Here is a 24,169-nt window from a genome sequence, read left to right as displayed (position 1 = left end):
AATCTAAATTTAACCATGAAAAATGATGGAATCTTCCGTCGAAACGGAGTACTCAAAATCGCTGGTATATGAATGCTTAGCAATACAGATATTCGCATAAGAATCAAGCTCGTATACGGCGGTGAAGCCCTTACCGTATTCGGAAGAGAATTGATACGTGTTAAAATACTCATTCGGCAACGCATTCTTTTTTGTGAGCGTACTACCGGTATGTTCTATAAAGGTTTGATAGTTTTTGGTCAATTGTGGTTCCCTTTGCTATAATTTTTCTCTATAAAAACCGTATAATGATCTATACCAAAATTAAATTCGGAATAAACTGAAAATCCTTAATATTCGCAGTATACAATGGTATATCCAATTCTAATGCTGTCGCAGCGATCAAGGCATCCGGAATCAAAAGACCGTGGCTTTTAGTATATCTTTCAATGAGCTTCTTTGCCTTTACAGAAATTGATTCAGAAATTTCCTCAATCTCAAAATCCGAAAAGGCTTTTTTTATGATGCCGACTTCCCGTTTATTAAAAGCTCCTACCATTAATTCCATATATGTAACGGAAGACATTCCCAAACCTTGTTTTCTATCTTGTTTAAGTTTTTGTTGAACACCTGTTTTTCCGCGAAGATAGTCTATAAGAATGCACGTATCACAAAGATAAAGCATTAAGAGCGCCCCCAAGCCTTGGTTCTTATTTCCTGAACAGAAATCTCTCTATCTTTCCATAAACCAAAGGCAGCGTCAAAGTCGGGGGCTTCTCTTTTATGAACTTTTATAGGGGTGTGTAAAGTTTGTACTATTTTATTAAGCAATCTGATTCTCTCGGTGTAAGAAAGCATATCAACTTGTGCTGAAAGTTGCTCAAAGGGTAGTGTTGACATATAAGAACCTCCATTTTTTGTAGTGTACCATATTTTATAAAAAAATTCATCTATGATAATTGGCAATAAGTTCAATTTCATTTTCAGTAGTGAACTTCTAAAAACCTTAGGCTTTAGAGGTTCACTTAAGCTTATTTACTTCAAGCGATTGATAATCAAAATGACATTGTTTTACATCGAAAACAGAGTTTTCCCGTTTGTCGGCTTTGAAAACGATATTATGCCTATTTTACTTTTAAAAATCTTTTCTTCACTCCAACTAGTAAATCTGTATAAAATTTTAGAAATTCATCAAGATTTTCTTTACCATTTAATGGTTCTATTTGTAGCCACACCCACTTATCATCTGCACCATCTATTTTAATTTTATAAACTTCTTCTAAAATTTTTTGATAGATTTTTTGATGTTCCTCAGAAATTTTCTCTTCATCATTTGTGAAACCAATTTGTAAGTTTCTGAATTGACCAAACACATATAAGTAATCTGAAGTTATATCATTTGTAATTACATATCCCCAACCATTAAAAGAAAAGCCCAATTGTTCAACAAAATTCTTTAATTGATCAGTTATAAATGAACTAACTATTGAGTTTTCTCCATTTTTGTCACCTGCAAAAACTTCAACTAAATCTTTTGCGGCCTTACAATTTTTTTCAGATGAATAAATGCTTTTAAGCAATTCTTTTTGATACTCCAACATCGCGACACTACCTCCCAAATGTCCAAGCAAAATTTTATATTGTTCTAGGTAAACTTTTGTAAGCATAACTTCTGGACTTGTTATATCTTTTGATTTAATAAACAATCATCTAAGAATTTTACTAAACTCCCTTTCTTTTTATTACTATCTATAGCGCTACGATATTTTAAGACCTTTCCATCAATTCCATTTTTTGCGTCTATTATAAGCTTGGTATAATCTTTAAATGATGAATGATAACTATCAATGTCCGAGAATTAATGTAAGATAAACGACCGTCATATCAACTTTGCTATTTTTTCTGAATTTTTGTTCCTGTATATATTTCATATACCTAACAATTTGATTCGGCTGGTCAGGAGCATAATTTAATTTATTTTCTATAATGATTGCTTGGTTATATAGATTTGTTATCAACAAATCTATATAACCCTTTTTCTCTTCATGGCCATCCCATACAGAATTATATTCTTCCTTTGAAATTTCGATCTTTTATTCCTTCAGTAAATCCAGCATGCCCCAAGTATACTCCTTTTTGGGATATATAGCAAAGATATGTAGCAAATATTCAGAAAATGGTGCATATTACTCCGCTTCTTCGTAATAATAGGAATAATCAATCCCTTTCATAAACATTTCACGGTCATTGATTTTGTCCGTCAGAGCATTTTGCAGCAAAGCTTTTATTTTACCTGAGTCGATTACGCTTTCCGCCATAGCTTTCAGATATTCTCTTTTATTGATTTTGCTCCAATCGATGCACTTTTTTAATGTACGCTTGAGAATTAAATCCAGCCATATCCTTGTTGTTCTCCCGTTACCTTCACGGAAAGGATGGGCGATATTCATCTCGACATATTTTTCTGCAATCTGTTTAAATGTTGTATCAGGCATTTTCTCTATTCCGGCAAGATTTTGTTCAAGAAACTCTGCTGCCGCAAACTGAAAACCGCCTTTTGAAATATTCACGGTTCTTATTTTACCGGCAAAATCATAGAGCCCTCCAAAAAGATAGGCATGAATCTGCTGTAATCCCTGTATCGTGCCAACTTCAATACTGTTCAGCAATGAACTTTCAAAGAGTGCGTATGCTTTTGTTTTACTCTTTGCGTCTACTGTTTCTTCAGAATAGGTAAACCACTGGATAAACGGCACGGATTTATTGTTCGGAAAATTTTTTGCAAGCTCTATCACCTGATTGTAATCCATTACATCCGATTTATATTTTTTCCCATCGGCAGCAGTTAATTTCAGTTGGGTAGTAGCGCTAACCAACTCAAGATTTTCTCTTCTGAGCTTTGCTTTTAAGTATTTCCAGTAGTTACGGTTCTTTTCATATTCGCGCTGCTCATTTAGAACACCGATGATATCAAGCACACTAAACCACCATTTGGACTGTTCTTCATCCCAAACGGCGCGAACTTCCGTATCATTAAAAAATCTAATCGATATTTTATCCATCTTGTTCCTTATGAGTCAAACAGCGTTAATATTTTCATAAAAAAACAAGAAGTTCTATTGACATTACAACAATTTTGTTGTATATTGATGTTGTAATCAGATTGAAACAACAATCGGTTACAAACTAATATACATGGGACCCGTTAAACTCAAGATTAATTCAGGGGCTTCCCAATCGGCGGAATACGCGCCGGATGGAGGTTTTTATGAAGGTAGCAGTAATTTGTTCAAACGAAAAGGTTGGAAAACTGGTTGTAAAAGAAGGTGAATGATGACACAGACGGAACGGCGGCTTTTCATGATTGAATATCTCCTTGCTGAACATCCACAATACGGTAATATGCAGATTCCCGAAAGTGAAACGGAACAAAAACAGCTTCTCCGCTCTCTGGTGAATGTACGCAAGGCTCTTCCGGCCAGTGAAGCATTTTTGCGTGTGCAAGATGAGTATTTGCAAGAAGAAAATACCGCGCGCGGAATTACCGAGCTTGCCGACTTAAAACCGGTTACCGCACGGGGCAATGGAGATTTGTATGTATGGCGCGGAGATATTACGACGCTCAAAGTTGACGCAATCGTGAATGCAGTAAACAGCGGAATGACCGGCTGCTGGCAACCCTGCCATGCATGCATCGATAACTGCATTCACACTTTTGCAGGAATCCAGCTCCGTGCTGTGTGCGATGCTATGATGAAAAAGCAAGGGCATGCAGAGCCAACCGGTCAGGCAAAAATCACTCCTGCGTTTAATCTGCCGTGCAAGTATGTACTGCATACGGTTGGCCCGATAGTAGATGGGGAACTTACTCAAACTGACTGCGATTTGCTTGCATCGTGCTATACTTCTTGCCTTGATCTCGCACAAGCTGCCGGTATTTCCTCAATCGCATTCTGCTGTATTTCCACCGGTGTATTCCGCTTTCCGCAGGAAAAGGCTGCGGAGATTGCCATCGCTACGGTTAAAAACTGGAAAGAAAAAAACGAGCTCGCAATGTTAAGATCGGACGCAGCAGCGGCAGCTGATAGCATAAAAGTGGTGTTTACTGTGTTTACTGAAAAAGATGAACATATTTACAAAAGGATTTTATATGACAGAGGCGATTGAGCAATTAAAACAACTGCTTGAGGAAACGGAACCCATTGTTATCGGCGCAGGAAGCGGACTTTCCACTTCGGCAGGGTTCACCTATTCCGGTGAGCGGTTTGAAAAATACTTTTCCGATTTTGCGGCAAAATACGGTTTTCAAGATATGTATTCGGGTGGCTTTACTCCTTTTACGTCACTTGAAGAACGTTGGGCATACTGGAGCCGCTATATTATGATAAATCGTTATATGAATCCGCCAAAACCGGTTTATACTCATCTACTTTCGCTTGTGCAAGGCAAAGATTATTTTGTGCTTACCACAAACGTTGACCATTGTTTTCAAAAAGCGGGTTTTAATAAAGAGCGGCTCTTTTACACACAAGGCGACTACGGGCTGTTCCAATGCAGTGAACCGTGTCATCAAAAAACATACGACAATGAAAAACAAATCCGCGCAATGTGGGAATTCCGCCGCGAGATGAAAATCCCGTCAGCGCTTGTGCCCTATTGTCCCGTTTGCGGAAAACCGATGAGTATGAATCTTCGCGCAGATGATACTTTTGTTACCGACGAGAGCTGGCACAGAGCATCAGATCGCTATACCACATTTTTGCAAAGCCGGAATATAGTACAAACGACTCAACAGGGGGGAGATGGAAAAGTCTTATTCCTTGAGCTTGGTGTTGGAAGAAACACCCCCGGAATTATAAAGTATCCGTTTTGGCAAATGACGGCACAAAATCCGAACGCGCGGTATGCTTGCATCAATTTTGGGGAAGCGTTTGTGCCATACGAAATACAAGAGCGCGCGATCTGCATCAATGATGACATTGGCAAAATTTTGCAGGAAATAGTACAATAGCAGAATATGAAAATCAGTGTTCGTTTTACAGCAGCGGTACATACGCTTTTGTGTATTCAGTATTTTGAAAAAGATATGCGCGTTACGTCGGATGTTATTTCCGCAAGCACGGGCGTAAACGCTGTTATTATAAGGAAGATTTTGCTGCAGCTGCAAAAAGCGGGGCTGGTGAAAACTGCGGCAGGGGTCGGCGGCTCGCACTTGGCAAAGTCGGCAGATACAATCACACTGCTCGATGTGTACAACGCAATCAATGAAGGCGAAGAAGAGCGGGATATTTTTAATTTTCACCCTAAGCCGAATCCCAAATGTCCTGTGGGAAGCAACATTCATCGTGTGCTTGATTCTGCATTAGAAGATGCCCAAAATGCAATGAAGGATTCGCTTAACAAAACAACAATTGCCGATTTAAGCATAGATTCTAGGGGAAGTGTTCCTTAAAATGCAATAGTTGAGAGAATGTCAATTCTCGAAGACTGTTGCATTTGTGCGCGGAATGCGCATACGTAAATAAGCGACATCGTCAATTTACACCATCCGTAGTGTAAATTGACTTGCGAGTTTTACAAAAATCTGATTTTTGTAAAACGTCGTTGTTGTTTTATGTGCCCGCCATCCTGAGACGGTTCTGCGCAAACTCGAAGTGTTTTTCAGCGGCACCATCTGTACCGCTGAAAATAGACCTACGATGCGAGAACATCGCATTTCAAGGTAACCTGTTCAGAAAGGCGAGTTTCCTAACAGGTTTAATAATAAAAAAGCCGTTCCTACACGAAGAACGGCTTTTGACGACCTCTTTTACGGTTGCTATCGTGCGTATTCGATAATACGTGTTTCGCGGATGAGCGTTACCCGAATACGGCCGGGATACTTCAGATCGTTTTCAATCTTTTTCGCAATATCTCTGCCCAAGGCCTTCACTTCTTGGTCGGGTATCTTTTCATTGTTTACCAATACCCGCAGCTCACGACCTGCTTGGATTGCATACGCTTTTTCGACGCCTTGGAACCCTTCTGCAATTGCCTCAAGGTTTTCCAGCCGCCTGACATAGTTATCCATCGTTTCGCGGCGGGCGCCCGGCCGTGCAGCGGAAATGGCATCGGCAATCTGCACCAGTATGGATTCCACACAGGACGGCTCAATATCGTTATGGTGTGAACCGACCGCATTGACGATACGCGGATCGAGGCTCATCTTCCGCGTCATCTCCATACCGACTTCGGCGTGGTTTTTGTCGGAATCCGCTTCGGCGCCCTTACCGATGTCGTGCAGTAAGCCGCCGCGTTTTGCGATTTCTACATTCGCGCCGATTTCTGCGGCAAGCGTACCCGCCAAAATAGCGACCTCTTTGGAATGCTGCAATACGTTTTGTCCGTAGCTCGTTCTAAAATGCAGGCGGCCGAGCGCACGCACCATTTCCTGTCCCATATCGTGAATCCCGAGGTCAAAGAGCACTTTTTCCCCTTCTTCATACACGGTCTGCGAAATTTCCCGCGTAACTTTTTGCACGATTTCTTCAATCCGTGCAGGGTGAATCCGGCCATCTAGAATAAGCCGCTCCAATGCAATACGAGCAATTTCTTTCCGCACCGGATCGAAACAAGAAATAACCACCGCTTCAGGCGTATCATCGATAATAATATCGACGCCGGTCAAGGTTTCCAGCGCACGTATATTGCGCCCTTCACGCCCGATAATCCGCCCCTTCATTTCATCACTCGGCAAGCTCACCGTAGAAACGGTTATATCGCTTGTTGTCTCCGTCGTCAGCCGCTGAATGGTCGTAACCAAAATATCACGCGCTTTTTTTTCAGCGGTAAGATTCGCTTCTTCTTCTATTCTATTGATAAGAACCTGCGCATCCTTTTTCGCTTCATTGGCAAGGCTTTGTATAATCAAATCCTTGGCCTGCGCCTGTGTCAAACCGGAAATCCGCTCCAGCTCTTCCTTATACCGTTCTTCCTCCCCATCCAAGACTTTTTCACGTTCGTCAAGCGCATCCTTCCGCTCAACGAGTTGCTTTTCATTTTTTTCTGCCAATTCCAGCCGTTTATCCAGCTGTTCTTCTTTCTGGGTTAAGCGGCGTTCCATCCGTTGAAGGTCGCTTCTCCGTTCGCGGTTCTCTCGTTCTTGTTGATTTCTTTCCCGAATAAGTTGTTCTTTTGCCTCAAGAAGAATATCCTTCTTTTGAGCTTCAGCCTCTTTTATAGCCTCCTGTAAAACCCGCTCTGCACGCTGTTCAGAAGCAGATAGTTGAAATCTGGCATACAGCCAGCGAATCGTCCATCCAAGAATTAAACCGATAATTACGAGAGCAATACACACGATCACCATCATGATTCCAGTCATGTTTGCTCCTTATAACAGTAAATAACTGTCATCTTAAACTTTATACTGAATACCTTAAAATGTCAATAATTTTCTATTTGACATATTTAACATCGTTTTTATCCGGTTGTTCCTCTTAAATCAATTTATTTTTTTGCGCAGCGGCGTAGAGTTTTGCATTCCATACATTACGGAAAATAAACTTATCACGCACCGTATTCTCCGTCATCGTGTCCATACAGTTTTGCAGCGCTTTAAACGAACGGCTTAAATATCCGTTTGCGCTATCGGATGTATTTCCTTCTCTACGGAGGAGCGCATCGTAACAAAGATACGAATATATCGAAGCGTACATATCATGATTTTTAAGCGCATCCCGTGCGGTATCTTCAAGCTGTTGAATATACATTTGGGCTGAATCTTCCAGCGCATTGAACGCAAGCCGGAAACGATAATAGCTATCCATAGCGGTATAAAACACCTGTATTGTCGGCTTACCGTACAAATTTCCCCAGACAAACTCTTCAGCAAGTGCAAAACCGCTTTGATACGGCTCAAGCACAGCGGTAAATGTTTCGGAACTCACTTGTATCTGCTCACGCTCGTCACGAAGAATGGGAGCAAGCAAAAATGATTCGATGAGAAACAAGATTGCATCAGGCGATTTATCAAGGTTTGCAATGAGTATCGGCTGTGCCTTACTTGTTTGCCCTTTTTGGGATAATGCCCTTGCATACCAAATTCTACAAAGGGGCGCCCATTCTTGGAAGTGCTTCGAAGCTGCTTTTTCAGCCTCTTGAAATAAAAGCTCCGCTTTGCCGTAGTCCCCTAACTGCAATGCGACTCTTCCCTGCATAAATAAGCACGGTATCTTTTTAGGTTGTTCAAAATAACGCTCTGCATCCTGTAAGAGGCGATCGAGAAAATTTTCAGCAGTATGTAAATTATTCTGCAAAAAGCAACTGATGCTGAGGTTAAACAATGCTTCGCATATAAAACTACTGTCGTTCAGCAATTCGGCAATATCAAGAGCATATTGAAAATAGGTTACGGCATCTTCTATTTTATTTTGAGACAAATGCAGAAATGCTACACAGGAAAGGGCACGGTATTCTCCTGCAGGAAAGGCATGCGCTTGAACGGAGCTGACCGCTTTTTTGACCGCATAAACCGCTTCGTTAATATTTTTTTGCTTACTGATTTTTAATGCTTTTTGATAGCTTTCAAGAGCAGAAAAAAAGACTGTAGACTTAAAGGGACTGATATCAATCCGAGGAATTTCTTTATCTGAATACTTGTGGAAGAAATAATGCAGCATAAATTGATCTTCCGGAACAAATTGAAGCGTACCAAAAATATCTTTCAGGTTTTCATCGGGACATAACATCCCCGTTTTATATTTATCCCATAGGAAATCAGCTATATACTGTTTAGCCTTATTCTTTTCTACTCCGAGCCGCTGCTCTAATCGCTCGACAGCGTAGGGGCTTACCGAATGCATATCGTTTTTTACTTCGGTAATACCGGCTGCATACATCCATTCATACAAACTCGTAATAAACGAGGGGCTTTTATGCAGCAAAAGAAAAAACTCCGGTATTTCATCGTCAAAGATAAATGATGGCGCATATATCGTAAGATAGGCAAGTTGTAAGAAATCACCTGATAAGCCGTCAACCGAAATTACCTTTTCCGACATAAGTTTGGAGTGAGCGGTAATGGGAAGTACATTGATCAGATAATGTGCCGCCTCTGCATTTTTTTCGGTATATATCACGGTTAATTCGGTGGCATGATAAGTTTTTACAAAGACCTGAAAGTAGAGGCGTGTATATAATAAAAATGCGTCAATAAAATAATCAGGATAATCGGAGCAAAATCGGTTTCGACGGAAATAATACTGCACATGTTGAGCTTGCTCGTATTGAGCCTGTTCGTCTTTCGAAAGCGCTGCCGTTATCGCGTGCTCGGTAAGCGGATGGACAAGCATAAAATGATACACCGCATGTATCCACGTACCGGTATTCGAGAGGTAGATACGATATTGGGCTTCCGCTGTTTCGGTGTGATCCGTTTTCGGTACGATAAAATTAGCGCTGTAGTAGAGTTTAACTTTAGGCACATATTCGAACCGGATATAGGCTTTCAAAAGCCGTTCCGCTTGTGCGGAGGCAAAAAAGCTGCGACTCGGCATAAGGATGCCCCTATAAGCGGCAAAATGATCTGCAATGGCATCGTCAGAATCCGTTTCTTCACAGCAATCGATAATAATCCGGTAATCTACAACTCGTCTTTTATAAACACGCAGCAAATCTGCTAAATTTTGCAAAAATAAATTGGCGGAAAACGCCGGAGCAACTTCGCGGCTGCTGAAGCGGTAAATCGAGGCGCAGGAAACTTTAAATGAGGAAGCACCGTTTGCTTCAGCCGATTCCACGACGGCATTCAATAATTTTTGTATTTCAAACGGAGCAATTCTCATTAGCTGCCGTTCATAGGGAATTTCAAAATAGATACAAATCATAACGCCCTTCCTTATTATGTATCGGCTTTTTTCCAAATCCGATAAATTAGGTAGCATTATGCGCTTCAATGTTTTTGGGAACGGGGATGTCTCAAAAGTTGGTTACTTTTTCGACATCCCCGCGAAATTTTAGAAAAAATTTCGCACAGCTTATTTCAGGAGAAAGGCAACAGCATCAGACAGATATGTTCAATGCCGCAGAATAATAGGCTGGGAGACCATTTGAACCGCGAAGAGGTTCAACTCTGGTTGAACAGCCTATTATTCTGCGGAGGCGTAAAAAAAACACTCTAATGCTGGTTGCCTTTCAGACTTTGTAGACCTTTCGGAAAAAATCTACTATACTATGCGGATGAATATCAAAAACAGACGAGATTACTTTTTACCGCTTATACTAACCTTTGCGGTTATTGCACTTGATCAACTAACTAAATGGCTGATTGTTAAATCGATTGATCCGTGGTCTGTGGGGGCTTCTTTTTTCGGGGACCTGATACGAATTGTCTGTGTTTACAATACCGGTGCAGCGTTCAGTTTCGGAAGCGGACTTTCCTCCGTTATGCGTTTTGTCGTAATAGCCTGCATCCCCGCCTGCTTTATTGCCGGTATTTGCGTACTCTATTTTAAATCGGAATTTCCACGGGAACAGCGTTGGTTTTTAAGCGGCATTATCGGCGGCGGAATCAGTAATTTACTCGATCGATTTTTTAGAGCGGAAGGCGTTGTGGATTTTATCGACGTTAAATTTTTCGGTCTTTTCGGTTTGGAACGTTGGCCGACATTTAATATCGCAGATTCCGCTATTGTGGTATGCGGAGTGGGTTTATTCGTTGCACTGCTCATACAGGAAGGAAAGGGCAAAAGCAAAACTCCGGCAGAGCCGAACAATGGGGAATAAATGCGGAATATTATTCTTTTTTTAATTATCGGGACATTGGTAACGCTCGTACTTATTGCCGGATGCAGCGCAGTATGTGCTGCAATCATTATTTTGCTGGCAAAATTCGTGAATGAACGTATTTTTGCAGCGCTGCCTTTTGCAGTTATTGCCGGTATTGTATTATCGTTTTTCTTTTATGGTAAAATTATGAAGAAGATAATGAACAAATACGGATTAAATAACAAAAAATAAGCCGCAAAAACAAGAGAAAGTGCTGATTAAATGTGCTCCTCGCTTTGATCAGCACTTCCAAAGGATTAATAGCCGTCGGACATCTGACGGTTTAAATCTTTTTGGCACAGCTCTTGATAAACAGGAGCTCGGGTTTTCAGCTCTTCTTTAACCGCCTTGCTGAACGGCATATAGCGCCAGAATACATTCCGTACTTCCCTATCAAGCTTCTGTATTCCTTCGCTTTCCTTAGTCATCCAGATTAAGTAATCTTCGATAAAGTATTCTTTTACGTCGCCTTTCAGTTTTTGAGCTTGGAACCATTGATAGTAATTACCGGTTAAACCTTCTTCCATCCAATAGTATGATGCCTTTTCCTTTGCGACCTGCCATCGAAGGTCAGCGGTAGCCGTTAAAAGTGCATTTTTCAAATTTTTTGTATACATCGGAATGGCAATGCGTCCGCGGCTGGTTACGCGATTATACCGATCGAAGGGTTCCCAACAAAAACCTATATCGCCATAAGAGGGAATAAGCACCACGAACGGAGGTATTCTATTCAGCTGAGAGCGGTACTGGCGGCAATACGCTTCGCAGTCAATACTTTCAATCCAGCGCATAATCTCCAATACGTTTTCTCTAATGCCGATTTCATTTGGTGTACAGCGGAAGAATTCGCGCGATAAAATAGGAAAGTGATTTCCTTGCCGTCCGCAGGTCATCTTAACCATTTGCCGAACGGTTTCCAGCTCCGTATTTACATCGGAGACATTCAGCTCACCGTCACCGCTGATTTCAATTTTTTTCACGCAAGGAGCGGACATCTTCATCTACACGATGATACTCATTCAAAAAGTTCGTTAGCTCTTTATCCAGTGCAAGGATTCGCCTCAGATTATCGCCTAAATCGCTTACATTGCGCTTTTGCGTTTCAGTAAAAGGCGCTTTTATTCCTGCAAAACCGGCAATGTTGTCATGTACAAACAGCTCATGGATTTGATTTTTTACCAATTCTTCCGCACTGGAGCGTTCATCCGATTTGGCACGAAGCAAATTTTCCGCACTTTGCAATTTTCCCTGCGCCTTATTAAGCAGTTGCTGGAAATGAGTCGACATATTCTTTTGTTTTGTCCGTACCTCATCAGTGGAAGAAGGATTAATCAATCCGACGGCAATATCATGGAACCACTCATCAAGGTAATAAATAGGCTCATTATAAGGATTTTCATCGATAATCTTTGCAAACGTATCTTTTTGTTCAGCGGTTAAAAGTGTCGGCAAAATGAGTCCGTACCGTAACGCATACTTTTTTTCGATTGCGGATTCGTCTGTCGGTAATTTTAACACAAGTACGGAAATAAACTGCCAATAATTTGTGACAAGTTGCTGCCGGTATACAGTACGGTCTTTTTGATCGCGTGTGGTAAGATATTTTGTGAGCGTATTATGCAAACGTTGAGAAGGTTCACCGCAATTTCTTAACACTTTTTTATAAAAATCCGCCGAATCAAAATAGGTGTGCGGAGTATCATTATAAAAACGTTTAACTTTGGGGAACTCTTTAATGGTTAGGTCAACTCTGGCAGGACTCGGCTCCGAACTGCCGGAAGCTTGAGGTGAAGCTGATAGAAGAATATCGTCGCCGATATCATCGAAGAGATCAAGAGACGGAGCAGAAGCAGAAGGCGCTACAGGAATATCTTCCAACAAGGCTGCAAGCTCAGGATCAAGATTTGATATATCCATACGCGGTTCTATGCCTACCTTCTTTTTATTTTATCGGGATTATTTGGAGGTGAGGGGAATTGAACCCCTGACCTCTTGCATGCCATGCAAGCGCTCTAGCCAACTGAGCTACACCCCCAAAAAGCAACAGGGTAATTATGAAGGAAATTCCATTTTAGGTCAACCCCTCGATTCTGATGTGCTGCATTCCTTTTGTGCAAAATTTTAGATAAAATTTTGCACAATCTTTTTCAGAAACACGGTAAACGCATCAGACAAGTAAATCAAATTCCGCAGAATAATGAGGCATGACAAGCATTTGAGCCGCCAATCGGCGAAACTCTGCTTGGATAGCCTCATTATTCTGCGGGACTGGTAAAATGACCGACTGATGCGTTTACCCTGACAAATGCTTCGTTATGAATTGCTTTTTTTTTATAAATACGATATTCTGTATAAAAGCGCTTATTATGCGTTATGGGAGCACATATATGTTACCTTTCTATTTTCTTTCTGTTACCACAAACCTTATGATGGGGGGAATTTTACTCCTTTCCGCAAAAGACAAAGAGGAATTCAATATCAAATACCCTCTTTTAAACGATCCGACATTTTTACTGGTGCTTCTGATTTTTTCGGGAATCTCGGCCGTATTTAAACTTCTCAGTCCCGTCGCAGGGAATACACCGTTGGTCGGCGATATTATCCCCGCGCTTTCGGGCATTCTCGGCTGTATCGTATTCTTTGAGCGTTGGATTAAAGCCTCTGAAAATCAGCTGACACTGCCGCCGTTCTTAACCCGTATTCTTAACTTTGAACAACCGATAGGTTTCTTCTGCCTATTTGCCGGTGTTACCCACCTGCTTTTTTCGCAGGTACTGTTCTTATAGCCTATGCGCCAATCGGTAGTAGGTATTGTTCGGAAAGATAACAAGTTCCTGCTGGGTTTGCGGACACCCGGCGGCGATGTCGGAGAACATTGGGAATTTCCGGGGGGAAAGTGTGAAGCAGGCGAAACACACGAGCAGACATTAATCCGCGAGTATGAAGAAGAGCTTGCCGTTAGCATATCCGTCGGTCGGTTTATTGCGCATAAACATTTTCAAAATGAACACCGTAATTTCGAGCTTTTTGCTTACGAAGTGATAATTCCGGAGGGGCAAACATGCGTTTCCTCCGAGCACTCCGAATTAAAATGGTTTTTACTTGATGAACTGCAGAATATCCCGATAGTTCCATCGGATGCGCTGTTCATTCCCGAACTCCGGAAATTTTATCAGTTATAATTGTGAAAAATGTGATACGAAGCGGCGTGGGTGCCGTATGCCGCATTGTTGTGCTCTGCCTTTTTTCCTGCTTGTTCTCCTGTACCAATCGCGCAACACTCGATTCTGTTATACTGCCGCCTGATTCAGCCGTAAATGACGCCGACCGGTTTGCCGTTATTGTCGAAACCTATATCTCATTAAAAGATAGCCCTGGAGCAAACGGTATCATTGTCAACCATGCACGGCGAAAAGAGATATACGAAGTAACAGGGACACAATTCGTATCAAAAGATTCGGAGAGCGAACTGTGGGTACATCTTACGGATGGATGGCTGCAACGCTCCTTTGTAGAGTTATATCCGAGCAGGGCAAAAGCCGAAACAGCCGCCGCTCGGTTAAAATAAAATGGAAGGATACTCTCAATAATCCATTGCGTTCTACGAGAGTATTCTAAGGAGAGAGATTATGCCTCAGAAGATCGGAACGGTTTCGCGGGGATTGATAGCACCCATTGTACATGCCGGAGATGATATTGCCACGATAGCAGTAGAAACGCTCTTGTCGGCGGCGGAAACGGAAGGCTTTTCCATTCACGATCGGGATATTCTCGCTGTAACAGAGTCCGTTGTGGCGAGAGCGCAGGGGAACTATGCTTCTACCGATCAGATTGCCGCCGATATACGAGAAAAGTTCGGAAACGAGCACATCGGTTTGGTATTTCCTATTCTAAGCAGAAATCGTTTTGCAATCTGTTTGGAGGGTATCGCAAAGGCTGGAAACAGACTAACGCTTGTATTGAGCTATCCTTCCGACGAGGTGGGGAACCGGCTGATGGATCCCGATACGGGTAAAGCGGAATCGGTAAATCCATGGCAGGATACGTTTACGGCGGAGGAATTTACGCAACGCTTCGGGGTATATAAACACCCGTTTACCGGTATCGATTACATCTCTTTTTATAACTCAATCATCAAAAAATACAATGCACAATCTTCTATTTTATTGGCAAATGATCCGTGCGCTGTTCTTTCCTCAACAAAACACGTGCTTGTCTGCGATATCCACACACGGGAAAGTACAAAACGGCGGTTAAAAGAACACGGCGCAACTCGTGTGTATGGTCTTGACGATGTACTCGCTCAACCGGTTAACGGCAGCGGATACAACAGCGTGTATGGGCTGCTCGGTTCAAATAAGGCAACCGAAGATTCCATCAAGCTCTTCCCGAATGATTGCCAAGCACTGGTAGAAAAAATTCAGCACATGCTTAAAGAAAAAACCGGTAAAACGGTTGAGGTGATGGTATACGGAGACGGAGCCTTTAAGGATCCCGTCGGAAAGATTTGGGAGCTCGCCGATCCTGTCGTTTCCCCCGGCTTTACCGCAGGCTTATCCGGTACGCCACATGAGGTAAAATTGAAATACCTTGCGGACAACAACTTTAAAAATTTGTCCGATAAAGAGCAGTACCAAGCGATGATTACCTACATCAGCGAGCATAAAAAAAATGCCTTTTCATCACAGATTGATCAAAAAGAAGCCCAAGGAACCACTCCCCGTCAATTAACCGACCTCATCGGTTCGCTGTGCGACCTTACTTCCGGCAGCGGCGATAAAGGAACGCCAATTATTTTTATTCAAGGCTATTTCAATAAATTCGGCGAATAAGGAAAAGTGCTGATTAAATGAGCTCCTCGCTTTAATCAGCACTTCCTAAGATACTGAAAAGCAATGTCCTGTAGCGCCCTGTTATTCCCCGCTGGAAAAAATCTTGCTTTTTTGCTATCTTTAGCCGGTGAAAAAACCGGTTCAAAGAAGATTCCTATGCTTCCTTGTGTTAATAGGCGGCATTCTCTTTTTAAAAAGCTATGTTTTAGATATAAGGCGGATTTCGGGGCATTCGATGGAGCCTGCTCTTTTCGATGGGCAGGTTGTCGTTATATGGAAATTGGCGTATGGCATTCCGCTCCCCGCTGCCAACCGGTATCTTTGCCGCTGGGGGATGCCACAAACAGGGGACGCGGTGCTCTATCATATCGACGGTCGGTATGTTGTAAAGCGCTGCGTAAAAATAGAAAATATGGAACTGCATTTTATTACAGCCTCGCAAGAAGCGCCGGAAAGTTATGGCTCACTTAAATTAGACGATAATAGAACTGTTGCGCTTAACCGTGTGCAATTCAGGAATCTGGGAGGATTTTTACCGCACGCCGAACAATATGTTCCTACCGGTTTTATTTTGGCGCTCGGCGATAATGCACCCCAATCCCGCGACTCCCGCGATTACGGGTTTGTCTCGGTTGATAGTATCTGCGGTCGGTTACTATGGAACTAAATCATTTTATTTCTAAAAAACGCATCATCTTTTTTATCGGCCTTTTGCTCATCTTTACCGGCTTAATTGTCGCAAAATATGCGCGGGCGATGCTTGGTTCGGAACCGGAAGTACACACCGTTAAGAAGGTTCGCGAGCGAGGATCAATTTTAGATCGGAACGGAAAAATCTTAGCGGCGGCGACAACGCTGTATAACCTATCGGTAAATAAAACACTGATTAGCGACGTCAATCGGCTTGTCAATATCCTTTCACCGATTCTTGAAATTTCGGAATCAGAGCTGCTTGATAAAATGCAAGATTCAAAATCGAATTTTTTATATTTAAAGAAGAAGTTGAGTGAAAATGAAAAAGAGATTTTAAAAGATGCCATACGGGAATATGGACTCAAGGGCTTACGGCTTGAAGCGGTAGCAAACCGCATCTATCCTGAAAATGAACTCGCATCAACGCTGATCGGCTATCTGGGCGATGACGGCAAAGGGTTGACCGGCATTGAATATTCCATGCAAAACATTCTCTCCCCGCCTGAAGGCACTGCCGGCGCCGACAAAGACGGTTATACGGTTGCCTTAACAATCGATGCTTCCATTCAATATATGCTGCAACAGATAGCCGAACGGACAATGAAGAGTTCCAAGGCAGAGGCGGTCATTTTTTTGGCTGCCGATGCAAAGACCGGCGAAATCCTTGCATACATAAACGAACCTTCCGCTGATTTAGCGCGTTTTTCTTCCAGCACTCAAGAGGAACGGTTTGATCGCCCCGCCTATTTTATCTATGAGCCGGGTTCCGTTTTTAAGATTTTTTCAATAGCTTCCTTTTTAGAACTTGGCACAACGAAGGATTCCGATGTCTACACCTGTGATGCACAATTTGTGTTTAAACCGCGTCAGTTGAATGACAAAAAAGACCAAAACGTGATCCGGTGCTTGCGGGTACACGGTCAAGTAACGCCACGCGACATTATCAGGTTTTCCTGCAACGACGGAATGGCGCAGATCGCCGACAAAACCGATGCCGCAGCCTTCGCTGAAAAGCTGCGGGCATTCGGCTTTGGAAAAAAAACCGGTCTTGAACTGCCCGGAGAAGCGGCAGGGATTTTTGCGCCGGTATCATCGTGGTCTACCCGTACCAAGCACACGATTGCGATTGGACAGGAAATCGGCGTTACCTCCCTGCAAATTGTACAAGCTGCAACGGCGTTTACCAATAAAGGCAAAACATTAAAGCTCAGTCTTTTGTCCGAAATTCTGGACTCGACAGGGAAACCGGTCTACCGGCATAAACCGAAACCGCTTGAGCAGGTTATTTCAGCGCAAACGGCAAAAACGGTACTCGGTTATATGCAGACCGCCGCCGATGACGGTACCGGCTTTCGGGCTTCGATTAAAGGCGTACCTATTTCCGTTAAGACCGGTACCGCGCAGATGGCGCAAGCGGATGGGCGCGGCTACAGTTCCACCGATTATCTCAGCAGCTGTATCGGTATTTTTCCCGTCGATGACCCACAGGTCATTTTGTATATGGCGGTTATCCGTCCCGTCGGGGAAACCTACGGTTCGTTGGTTGCCGCGCCGGCTATCTCGGAAGCAGCCAATGCAATTATCGACTATCGCGGTATGGGGCGGGCAAATGCTCCGAACATAACCCATACCGGCATTATCAAATCGCACCGCCAAACACCCGTAACCGTCGGCGACACGATGCCCGATTTGCTCGGTACTCCGAAACGGCTGCTGCTCGATTTATTAGGCAGAACCGATATTACGGTTAAGCTGACCGGAGACGGCTATGTAACGGCTCAAAGTCCGGCAGCGGGAACGCCGGTTGTAAAAGGAATGATCATTGAACTCACCCTTGAATAACGGCGCGGGTTTTGTCGGCGCCGCTTCTGCCGGTAACAACGGCGCTTCTATCGGTGCCGGAATAGCTTCTGTCGGCATACCCTTTACCATCGATGCCGAAGTATTCCTCCAAAATTGTAAGGACTTTACCGCCCGCTTTCCCGAACAGGCGGCAAGACTCGGACTCAATTTGCCGGAAACAGCCTTGCAGTGTTTACAAGCTATACCGCCCGAATACCGATTAGTACAAGCAAAAGCAAGAGGCATGGAACATACACCGACGCTGGCGGTAAAGGTCAGCTTTGTGCACTCCAAATACAATCCCCAAGAAGAAGCCCGCCGTATCCTCGATTCCGACTTTTTCCAAACGGCAGAGACGCAGAGCCGCTGTATCTTTACGGGGCTTGGGTTAGGCTATCTTGCTTCGCTGTATATCGAACGCTTTCCCGCTGCCGAAGCGGTAATCATCGAAGCGGACTCCAACATTTTTCTGTGTTGCTTGGCCGCCCGCCGCCTCGCCGCCCTTTTCCGGCACCGGCGTTTAAGCCTGCTGATTGGAACACAGCCGGAAGAGGCAGCCTCATTTCTCGCTTCAACGGGATGGAACGGCAAAATACTGTTTAAAGCGCCCGTTCTCGCCGAAGCGTATAAGCCGTGGTACGGAACTTTTTTTACGCTGCTTGAGCGGAATAAAATGAAAAACAGCATCAATGCAAAAACGCTGGAACGCTTCGGTAGGCTGTGGCTAAAAAACACGGTAAAAAACCTCGATAGGCTTTGCACGACGGCAAAGATCGACTGTTTTAAAAATGCTTTTTCCGATACGGCTGCCGTCGTCCTTGCCGGCGGACCGAGTTTAACTGCTCATCTTGAGCAGATTAAAAAAAGCGGCAAAGATTTTCTGATTATCGCGGTGGATACGGCAATGCGGGCATGTTTACGGGCAGATATTACGCCGGATTTTATTCTCAGCTTTGACCCGCAGTATTGGAACTACCTGCATACCGCCGGATTGGATACACACAAGTCCATTTTAATCAGCGAGGCGGCGGTTTTTCCGGCGGTACTCCGACAGCGTTACCGCGCAGTGTTCCTCTCCGAATCTTCGGCGCCCTTTGCCCGTTATCTTGAAGGCAAAGGTGAAGAACAGAACGGCAATAAAGACTGTACGCTCGCCGCCGGAGGTTCGGTTGCAACAACTGCGTGGGATTTTGCGCGGTATATCGGCGCCAAGCCCGTTATCATGGCGGGACTGGATTTGGCCTATCCCGGTAAGCAAACGCACTTTGCAGGCAGTACCTTTGAAGAAGCCGTACATACCCGCTCTACCCGCGTTGCTTCCGCAGAGCAGGCGAATTTTAATAGCTTATATTCGGCATTTCCTTCGCTGCACGAGGATTACGCCGGAGGAACGGTACTGACCGACCGCCGTATGCTGCTCTATGCGTGGTGGTTTGAAAGCACACTTGCCAAATATCCGGTGGTTAAAACCTTTAACCTTATGCCGCACGGGGTGTTCATACCCGGAATGCCTGCCTGCACTGCGGAAGATTTTGCGGGCATGACCGGCGGCCTCCCGCGCGCCGCAATTAATAAACGGCTGGAGACGCTCGTAAAAAGCGTGTACTCCCAAGCATTTTTAGATAGCTGCGGCGCGCGGAAGCGGCTGTTAGCCGCTTCGGTCAAGACAATGACCGAGAGCGCCGCCGGTCTTGCAGCCCAAGCGGAAAAGGCAGAAGCGTTGTGCCACCGCTTAGCGAAATACAGTGAAGAAGGCACACGTAAGAGTGGAAGTTCCGGCAACGGGAGCAGTGCCCGGAAACAGGCTGCCTTGATTGCACAGCTCAACACAATAGACGAGAAAATCAAAAACGGTTTTGCGAAAGATTTGGTCGCCGTGCTCTTTTTTAACGACGAAGCCGGCAAAGATAACGATCTACAGCCTATTGCAGCTGCTGAAAATGTCTACAAACGGATTCGTCTGATGGCGTTACAGGTATATGAAATATTTAAAAGCCGGTAAAAAAGCCTCTTTTTAAGAACTTTACACCTTTTTTAGCAGAACCTTATAAAATAATGAAAATTCTTCTAAACATTTTGCAACATCCGCCGATAATAAAAGCAGAAGGGGACATTAAACGGCGGTATCAACATCCAGACGCCGTTTCTTATACACCCGAAATGAGGACGGTTTAATGCTGTTGATTAAGCCGTCCTTTTCTTTTGCAAATAGGCGGCATATCTACTTCGTTGCCTTGCCAAAAGTGTACATCCTTGTACCTCTCTACCGATGCACGTCCATGTACATCGGTAGAGGACAAGTTTTGTCCCAAAACTTGTTGATGACTTATCCCCCGCCCATCCTTGGGCGCATTGGCGGCGAGTTTCGGCGGCGCCGAAACATGATAAAAACAGGCAAGTCATTATCAAAACAGTATTTATACCAATCACGAAAAAGAGCATACCTTCATTGTAGCAAAAATTGACAAAGCTATTTTTACACACAAAGCGCGGATAGCGCTCTTTAGAACCTGTTTCGGCGGTCTAAAGGCTCGATTTTTATAGGTGTTAAACCGAGTAAAGTTAAAGTGGTTCTAGTACTGATGCGCTTTTTTCAAAAAGTCTTGAGCGCTGGAAAAATACTGGCAGGCGTAAAACTCATCTTCGATAAGCCGATGAGAACTTTACACATCGCTTTGATAGGTCTTAGCCCCGACGGGAATGGTTTTATGCGTAGCGGCATAAGAAAGCTCAATAACTTTGGTAAAAAGAGTTTTTTCTAGGCTGTTCCAAGGGGCGGTAAACTCAGTGCCATTGTCGGTTTGGATCGTTATTTCAGAGGGCTTGATGCCATATCGCTTTAAATGAGTGAAAAGCCGATAGATGAAAATGGAGGTACTGGTCGTGCTGTGTTGCTGTGTGTAGCCGATAAATATGCCCCTGTTCTGATACAACGAGCGGTTATTTGGTATTTTGGTAAGTGGAACTGCATGAAATCGTGATAAAATTCAGGAATATCATCCAAATATTTGATATCTACCTGTATTTTTTCAAATGCACGGTATTTATTTTTAACCTCTCGCATATCCCGCTTTTTTTCTCGATGCGTTTTTTTGCTCGGCAGTTTGTAGTTTTGTTTTAAATATTTGACGACCGTCTTAATAGAGTAAGGAATGCTATACTCACGTTTAATTCAACAGCTCCGTTAATGCGCTTATTATCTGCGGTTGCTTTTTCTGCGAGAGCTTTTATTTTGAATTGCCAATACATCTTCATCATGCGAGGGCTTTTTTGAGGTTTTTTAGACAGGTCTTTGAGCCCTGCCCCTTTTTTTTCTTGCCAGCGTTTTCTCCATTTTCTTACCGTTTTTACGGTTGTTTGAAAGTGCCGTGCAGCTTTTTTGTTGCCATACTTTAGCGCGTAGCCGACCAACTCTTTTCTCAACAACGAGGGGTCTTTACTGTTTTTGTAAGATGCATAATAATCCATTGCGATGGTATCTCCTTGGTAGTATTTTTGCTTAATCTATTTTGCCTAACCGGTTCCGCTTAGGCAAGGGGGATACCATCTCTCTTCTCTGTCCAAATATCAGGATTTTTTTGCTTGACAGCATTGTGATATGCTGCTATATTCTCATATAGAAGCTGAGAATCTCGGTCGCGGAGCAATTGGAGTTCCGGGATTGCTAATTCTCGGCTTTTTTCATTTATATAGAGCACTCTCTTTTCTTGTACGGCTTTTTGTAAAAAGTTTGTAAAGCGGTCTTTTCCGTATATCGTTTTTGCAAGATTTATATCAACTTCAATACCATTAAAATATCCTTTTTTATTCGGTGAGAGCGGAATAATAATCGGCCTACCTTCACTATCCTTTAATGAAACAACCGTAATAATATCTTCTCTCCTATCGCTCCGCTGCGATTGCATAATAAGCAGGGGCTTTTTTAACGCATCCGGAATTTGTTTTATCATCTCAGGCGTAAGCCCGTGGTAATTGGTCGCGCTTCCTTCCTTCTCCGGCTGCATAATATTTTGAATATGACGAGCGGTTATCATCACCGGTAAGCGTTCAAACCCAAGTTCTTGATAAATAGGAGACGTCATACCGAGATACAGATGACTTTGCGCAAACTGTGATACATCTTTTTGCGCATTAATAGTATCAACCGCTTCGTCAAAGCGTTGTTGGTTAAAGATGAAGCGCTCGGCAGTAAAAAGCTCATCGTACACACGGATAATTTCAAGATTAAGCGGGATAATCCGATCGAGACCGTTATAAATCTGTTGGGTAAATACAGCGCCTTTTTCAAAGACAATGCGGTGATCTTCTGAGGCGGCAAGGCGTAACCGGATATACTGTTCAAGCCCGATAGCAAACGCTTCTTCTTGTGCTTCACTCCAAACGCCCGCTTCGACCTTAAACGCTTTTTCCGCCCGCTCTTTCAGCGCTCCGGTAAGCTGCCGCCGAAAGACATGGGCAGCTTCATGGACAAAAGTGAAAAAGTCCGCATTTTTCCCAGCGCCAATGAGGGCGCGTGCATCACCGGATAAAAAGGCGGTATACCCTTTTATCTCATCCGGAAGGCTATTATCGGAAATAGCGAACCCTTTTGGGTGATATGTTGAAAGGTACTGATCGAATGGCATATCGAGGGTTTGGGCACGGGCTTTCAAAAGTAACAAAGCGCTGTCCGCTTCATCATTTGAAAGATGAAATGATTCGGTTATTTGACGTAAAACGAGCACTTCAGGCGACGGAGGCAAGAACTCTTGCATACAATTCCTCCTACAATATGAATATGTTAATAATGTTATAACATCAGTATAATATATTGAAGTTATCATTGCAATATGCTATTTTGCAGTATATGGTTACCGTATCTATTCCGAGTGAAAAAAAGGGACTGTCTCTGTTTGCACACGGAGGCGCCGCTCATGTTGAAACACTTCCGGATGCGACCGTTTTTACCTTTGATGATAAAAGTCCCGTCATTCTTTTTTACACCTTCCCCTCTATGCGCCGTGCATACATTATTTACGGCAAAGAAACCGGATGCAAACGAATGCTTCCATTGGTGACGCCTGCGGTAACCGTTTTATATACCGCGACCGGAAGACGCATTGATGTACTGAAGCGGATGTTATTTCTTTTGGATAACCTTACTTATGGAGCGTACTTTGGATTTGACGCACTTTTTTATCGAGAGTTGGGATTGCTTCTTGATCAAAACAAGATGAGTAAAAGAACGCTTATTACGTTGTTAGAAAAATACGGCTATTGGTATGCTGAAACAAAGAAAAAGGAGTATTCCTTGTGATTCATGTCGATAAACAGGTATTAAGCTATTTAGGGATTGAAAAGATTGTCATTGAGGAAGCAGGGACAGTTCATTCGTGTATTCCGGTCTTTTTCTTTCAAGAAGCGTGGCAGCTTTACTGTGTTACGGAATTATCCCCGCGACAGGGATATGATAAACTTCTGATTACCTATCGAGGGGAATGTTTACCAGTACCAGTACACTTAACCGGTGTTCGCGGTAAAAGGCGGCATTACACGGCAGTATTCGGCCGTACCTTACCGTTAGAATTAGCATATAGGCTTACATCCCTTCAAAGCCGCTTTGAAACGGCGGAGAAACGAGGGGAAAGGCGGCTTCCGGCAGGTCTTGCACACTGGGAAGCACTTGGTCTTAGACAGCTGTATCAAACAGTTTTGATAGACGGGTATGAATATGATTGCATTATTGAAAATATTTCAGAGCATGGACTTCTTCTTTCTTGTAGGCAGGAAGGTAAAATGACTATCCGCGATCCGATGGGGTTGCGTCTCGCCTTTGCGGCTCCTTCCTTAATATCTTTTTTACAACTGTCTCCGGTGCGTTTTTTTAAAAAAAAATAGGCGGCTGTATATTGCCGTTCGTATAAAAGCCCCCATCGATATTCATTATCTGATGCGTTTTGCACGTTATGCCGATCGCTTCATTGATAGCCCTCATAAACCGGCGATACACAACGCCCGTTAAGGAAAACGATCATTGTTCC

Annotated in this window: 24 protein-coding genes, 1 tRNA gene and 1 pseudogene; 14 read left to right on the top strand and 12 right to left on the bottom strand. The window is 43.4% G+C overall.

Annotated elements, in window-relative coordinates:
- Positions 1-9 precede the first annotated feature (9 nt).
- The 6 genes from GWP40_RS04435 to fic form a co-directional block, all read right to left on the bottom strand.
- Positions 10-243 carry a hypothetical protein gene (locus GWP40_RS04435; protein ID WP_230974598.1) on the bottom strand — a complete coding sequence of 78 codons (234 nt, stop codon included), beginning with the start codon at positions 241-243 and terminating at the stop codon, positions 10-12.
- A gap of 49 nt (positions 244-292) precedes the next feature.
- Positions 293-664: a type II toxin-antitoxin system VapC family toxin gene (locus tag GWP40_RS04430; protein WP_212566219.1), complete on the bottom strand. Its 372-nt coding sequence runs from the start codon at positions 662-664 to the stop codon at positions 293-295.
- A complete protein-coding gene (locus GWP40_RS04425) occupies positions 664-960 on the bottom strand; it encodes a hypothetical protein (RefSeq protein WP_230974597.1) in 297 nt (98 codons plus the stop codon). The genes GWP40_RS04430 and GWP40_RS04425 overlap by 1 nt, the downstream gene beginning before the upstream one ends.
- A gap of 143 nt (positions 961-1,103) precedes the next feature.
- On the bottom strand, positions 1,104-1,646 hold the full coding sequence (locus GWP40_RS04420; protein WP_212566218.1) for a hypothetical protein: 543 nt from the start codon (positions 1,644-1,646) through the stop codon (positions 1,104-1,106).
- 177 nt (positions 1,647-1,823) lie between these two features.
- On the bottom strand, positions 1,824-2,063 hold the full coding sequence (locus GWP40_RS13585; RefSeq protein ID WP_371922032.1) for a PD-(D/E)XK nuclease family protein: 240 nt from the start codon (positions 2,061-2,063) through the stop codon (positions 1,824-1,826).
- A 102-nt stretch (positions 2,064-2,165) separates the two neighbouring features.
- Positions 2,166-3,041 carry a protein adenylyltransferase Fic gene (fic, locus tag GWP40_RS04410; protein WP_212566217.1) on the bottom strand — a complete coding sequence of 292 codons (876 nt, stop codon included), beginning with the start codon at positions 3,039-3,041 and terminating at the stop codon, positions 2,166-2,168.
- A gap of 271 nt (positions 3,042-3,312) precedes the next feature.
- Here fic and GWP40_RS04405 point away from each other — a divergent pair, with 271 nt between their 5' ends.
- From GWP40_RS04405 to GWP40_RS04395, 3 genes are read left to right on the top strand one after another with little or no spacing between them, the layout of a single operon-like run.
- Entirely contained in the window at positions 3,313-4,146 is an 834-nt protein-coding gene (locus GWP40_RS04405; RefSeq protein ID WP_212566539.1) for a protein-ADP-ribose hydrolase, read from the top strand.
- A complete protein-coding gene (locus GWP40_RS04400) occupies positions 4,130-4,990 on the top strand; it encodes an SIR2 family NAD-dependent protein deacylase (protein WP_212566216.1) in 861 nt (286 codons plus the stop codon). The genes GWP40_RS04405 and GWP40_RS04400 overlap by 17 nt, the downstream gene beginning before the upstream one ends.
- Before the next feature lie 6 nt (positions 4,991-4,996).
- Positions 4,997-5,431, top strand: a complete 435-nt coding sequence (locus GWP40_RS04395) for an Rrf2 family transcriptional regulator (RefSeq protein ID WP_212566215.1) — start codon at positions 4,997-4,999, stop codon at positions 5,429-5,431.
- Positions 5,432-5,797: 366 nt separating this feature from the next.
- Here the strand turns inward: GWP40_RS04395 and rny are convergent, their stop codons facing one another.
- Both rny and GWP40_RS04385 read right to left on the bottom strand, forming a co-directional pair.
- Positions 5,798-7,339, bottom strand: coding sequence for a ribonuclease Y (rny, locus tag GWP40_RS04390; RefSeq protein WP_044013731.1), 1,542 nt, complete (start codon positions 7,337-7,339; stop codon positions 5,798-5,800).
- Positions 7,340-7,454: 115 nt separating this feature from the next.
- Complete coding sequence (locus GWP40_RS04385; protein WP_212566214.1) at positions 7,455-9,842, bottom strand: tetratricopeptide repeat protein; 2,388 nt, start codon at positions 9,840-9,842, stop codon at positions 7,455-7,457.
- A gap of 352 nt (positions 9,843-10,194) precedes the next feature.
- Between GWP40_RS04385 and lspA the strand changes: the two genes are divergently transcribed.
- Together lspA and GWP40_RS04375 are read left to right on the top strand one after the other, a co-directional pair.
- Positions 10,195-10,740, top strand: a complete 546-nt coding sequence (lspA, locus tag GWP40_RS04380) for a signal peptidase II (RefSeq protein ID WP_212566213.1) — start codon at positions 10,195-10,197, stop codon at positions 10,738-10,740.
- Entirely contained in the window at positions 10,741-10,974 is a 234-nt protein-coding gene (locus tag GWP40_RS04375; protein WP_212566212.1) for a hypothetical protein, read from the top strand.
- 65 nt (positions 10,975-11,039) lie between these two features.
- Here GWP40_RS04375 and GWP40_RS04370 read toward each other — a convergent pair.
- Both GWP40_RS04370 and GWP40_RS04365 read right to left on the bottom strand, forming a co-directional pair.
- Positions 11,040-12,699 (bottom strand): annotated as a pseudogene (locus GWP40_RS04370) (hypothetical protein).
- A gap of 44 nt (positions 12,700-12,743) precedes the next feature.
- Positions 12,744-12,817 (bottom strand) — tRNA-Ala (locus tag GWP40_RS04365).
- Between the two features lie 352 nt (positions 12,818-13,169).
- Here GWP40_RS04365 and GWP40_RS04360 point away from each other — a divergent pair.
- The 7 genes from GWP40_RS04360 (at position 13,170) to GWP40_RS04330 (ending at position 20,151) form a co-directional block, all read left to right on the top strand.
- On the top strand, positions 13,170-13,568 hold the full coding sequence (locus GWP40_RS04360) for a hypothetical protein (RefSeq protein WP_212566211.1): 399 nt from the start codon (positions 13,170-13,172) through the stop codon (positions 13,566-13,568).
- Between the two features lie 3 nt (positions 13,569-13,571).
- Positions 13,572-13,964 (top strand): (deoxy)nucleoside triphosphate pyrophosphohydrolase, encoded by a 393-nt coding sequence (locus GWP40_RS04355; RefSeq protein WP_212566210.1) that lies wholly within the window; start codon positions 13,572-13,574, stop codon positions 13,962-13,964.
- A 2-nt stretch (positions 13,965-13,966) separates the two neighbouring features.
- On the top strand, positions 13,967-14,350 hold the full coding sequence (locus tag GWP40_RS04350) for a hypothetical protein (protein WP_230974596.1): 384 nt from the start codon (positions 13,967-13,969) through the stop codon (positions 14,348-14,350).
- A 61-nt stretch (positions 14,351-14,411) separates the two neighbouring features.
- On the top strand, positions 14,412-15,614 hold the full coding sequence (locus GWP40_RS04345) for a coenzyme F420-0:L-glutamate ligase (RefSeq protein ID WP_212566209.1): 1,203 nt from the start codon (positions 14,412-14,414) through the stop codon (positions 15,612-15,614).
- 166 nt (positions 15,615-15,780) lie between these two features.
- The gene (gene lepB / locus GWP40_RS04340; RefSeq protein ID WP_212566208.1) at positions 15,781-16,281 is read left to right on the top strand and encodes a signal peptidase I; all 501 of its coding nucleotides are present in this window, start codon (positions 15,781-15,783) and stop codon (positions 16,279-16,281) included.
- Positions 16,272-18,149 carry a penicillin-binding protein gene (locus GWP40_RS04335; protein WP_212566207.1) on the top strand — a complete coding sequence of 626 codons (1,878 nt, stop codon included), beginning with the start codon at positions 16,272-16,274 and terminating at the stop codon, positions 18,147-18,149. The genes lepB and GWP40_RS04335 overlap by 10 nt, the downstream gene beginning before the upstream one ends.
- The gene (locus GWP40_RS04330; RefSeq protein ID WP_212566206.1) at positions 18,130-20,151 is read left to right on the top strand and encodes a motility associated factor glycosyltransferase family protein; all 2,022 of its coding nucleotides are present in this window, start codon (positions 18,130-18,132) and stop codon (positions 20,149-20,151) included. The genes GWP40_RS04335 and GWP40_RS04330 overlap by 20 nt, the downstream gene beginning before the upstream one ends.
- Before the next feature lie 1,115 nt (positions 20,152-21,266).
- On the opposite strand, the gene GWP40_RS04325 is transcribed toward GWP40_RS04330, so the two are convergent.
- Positions 21,267-21,617, bottom strand: a complete 351-nt coding sequence (locus GWP40_RS04325) for a helix-turn-helix domain-containing protein (protein ID WP_212566205.1) — start codon at positions 21,615-21,617, stop codon at positions 21,267-21,269.
- A gap of 59 nt (positions 21,618-21,676) precedes the next feature.
- A complete protein-coding gene (locus tag GWP40_RS04320) occupies positions 21,677-22,903 on the bottom strand; it encodes a MuF-C-terminal domain-containing protein (RefSeq protein ID WP_212566204.1) in 1,227 nt (408 codons plus the stop codon).
- 56 nt (positions 22,904-22,959) lie between these two features.
- On the opposite strand from GWP40_RS04320, the gene GWP40_RS04315 reads away from it, so the two are divergent.
- Together GWP40_RS04315 and GWP40_RS04310 are read left to right on the top strand one after the other, a co-directional pair.
- Positions 22,960-23,445 (top strand): hypothetical protein, encoded by a 486-nt coding sequence (locus GWP40_RS04315; protein WP_212566203.1) that lies wholly within the window; start codon positions 22,960-22,962, stop codon positions 23,443-23,445.
- Complete coding sequence (locus tag GWP40_RS04310) at positions 23,442-24,026, top strand: hypothetical protein (RefSeq protein WP_212566202.1); 585 nt, start codon at positions 23,442-23,444, stop codon at positions 24,024-24,026. The genes GWP40_RS04315 and GWP40_RS04310 overlap by 4 nt, the downstream gene beginning before the upstream one ends.
- Positions 24,027-24,169 lie beyond the last annotated feature (143 nt).

Origin of the sequence: Treponema vincentii (genome assembly GCF_018336815.1) — a bacterium.
Lineage (GTDB): Bacteria > Spirochaetota > Spirochaetia > Treponematales > Treponemataceae > Treponema.
This window is presented reverse-complemented; position numbering and strand designations above follow the sequence as displayed.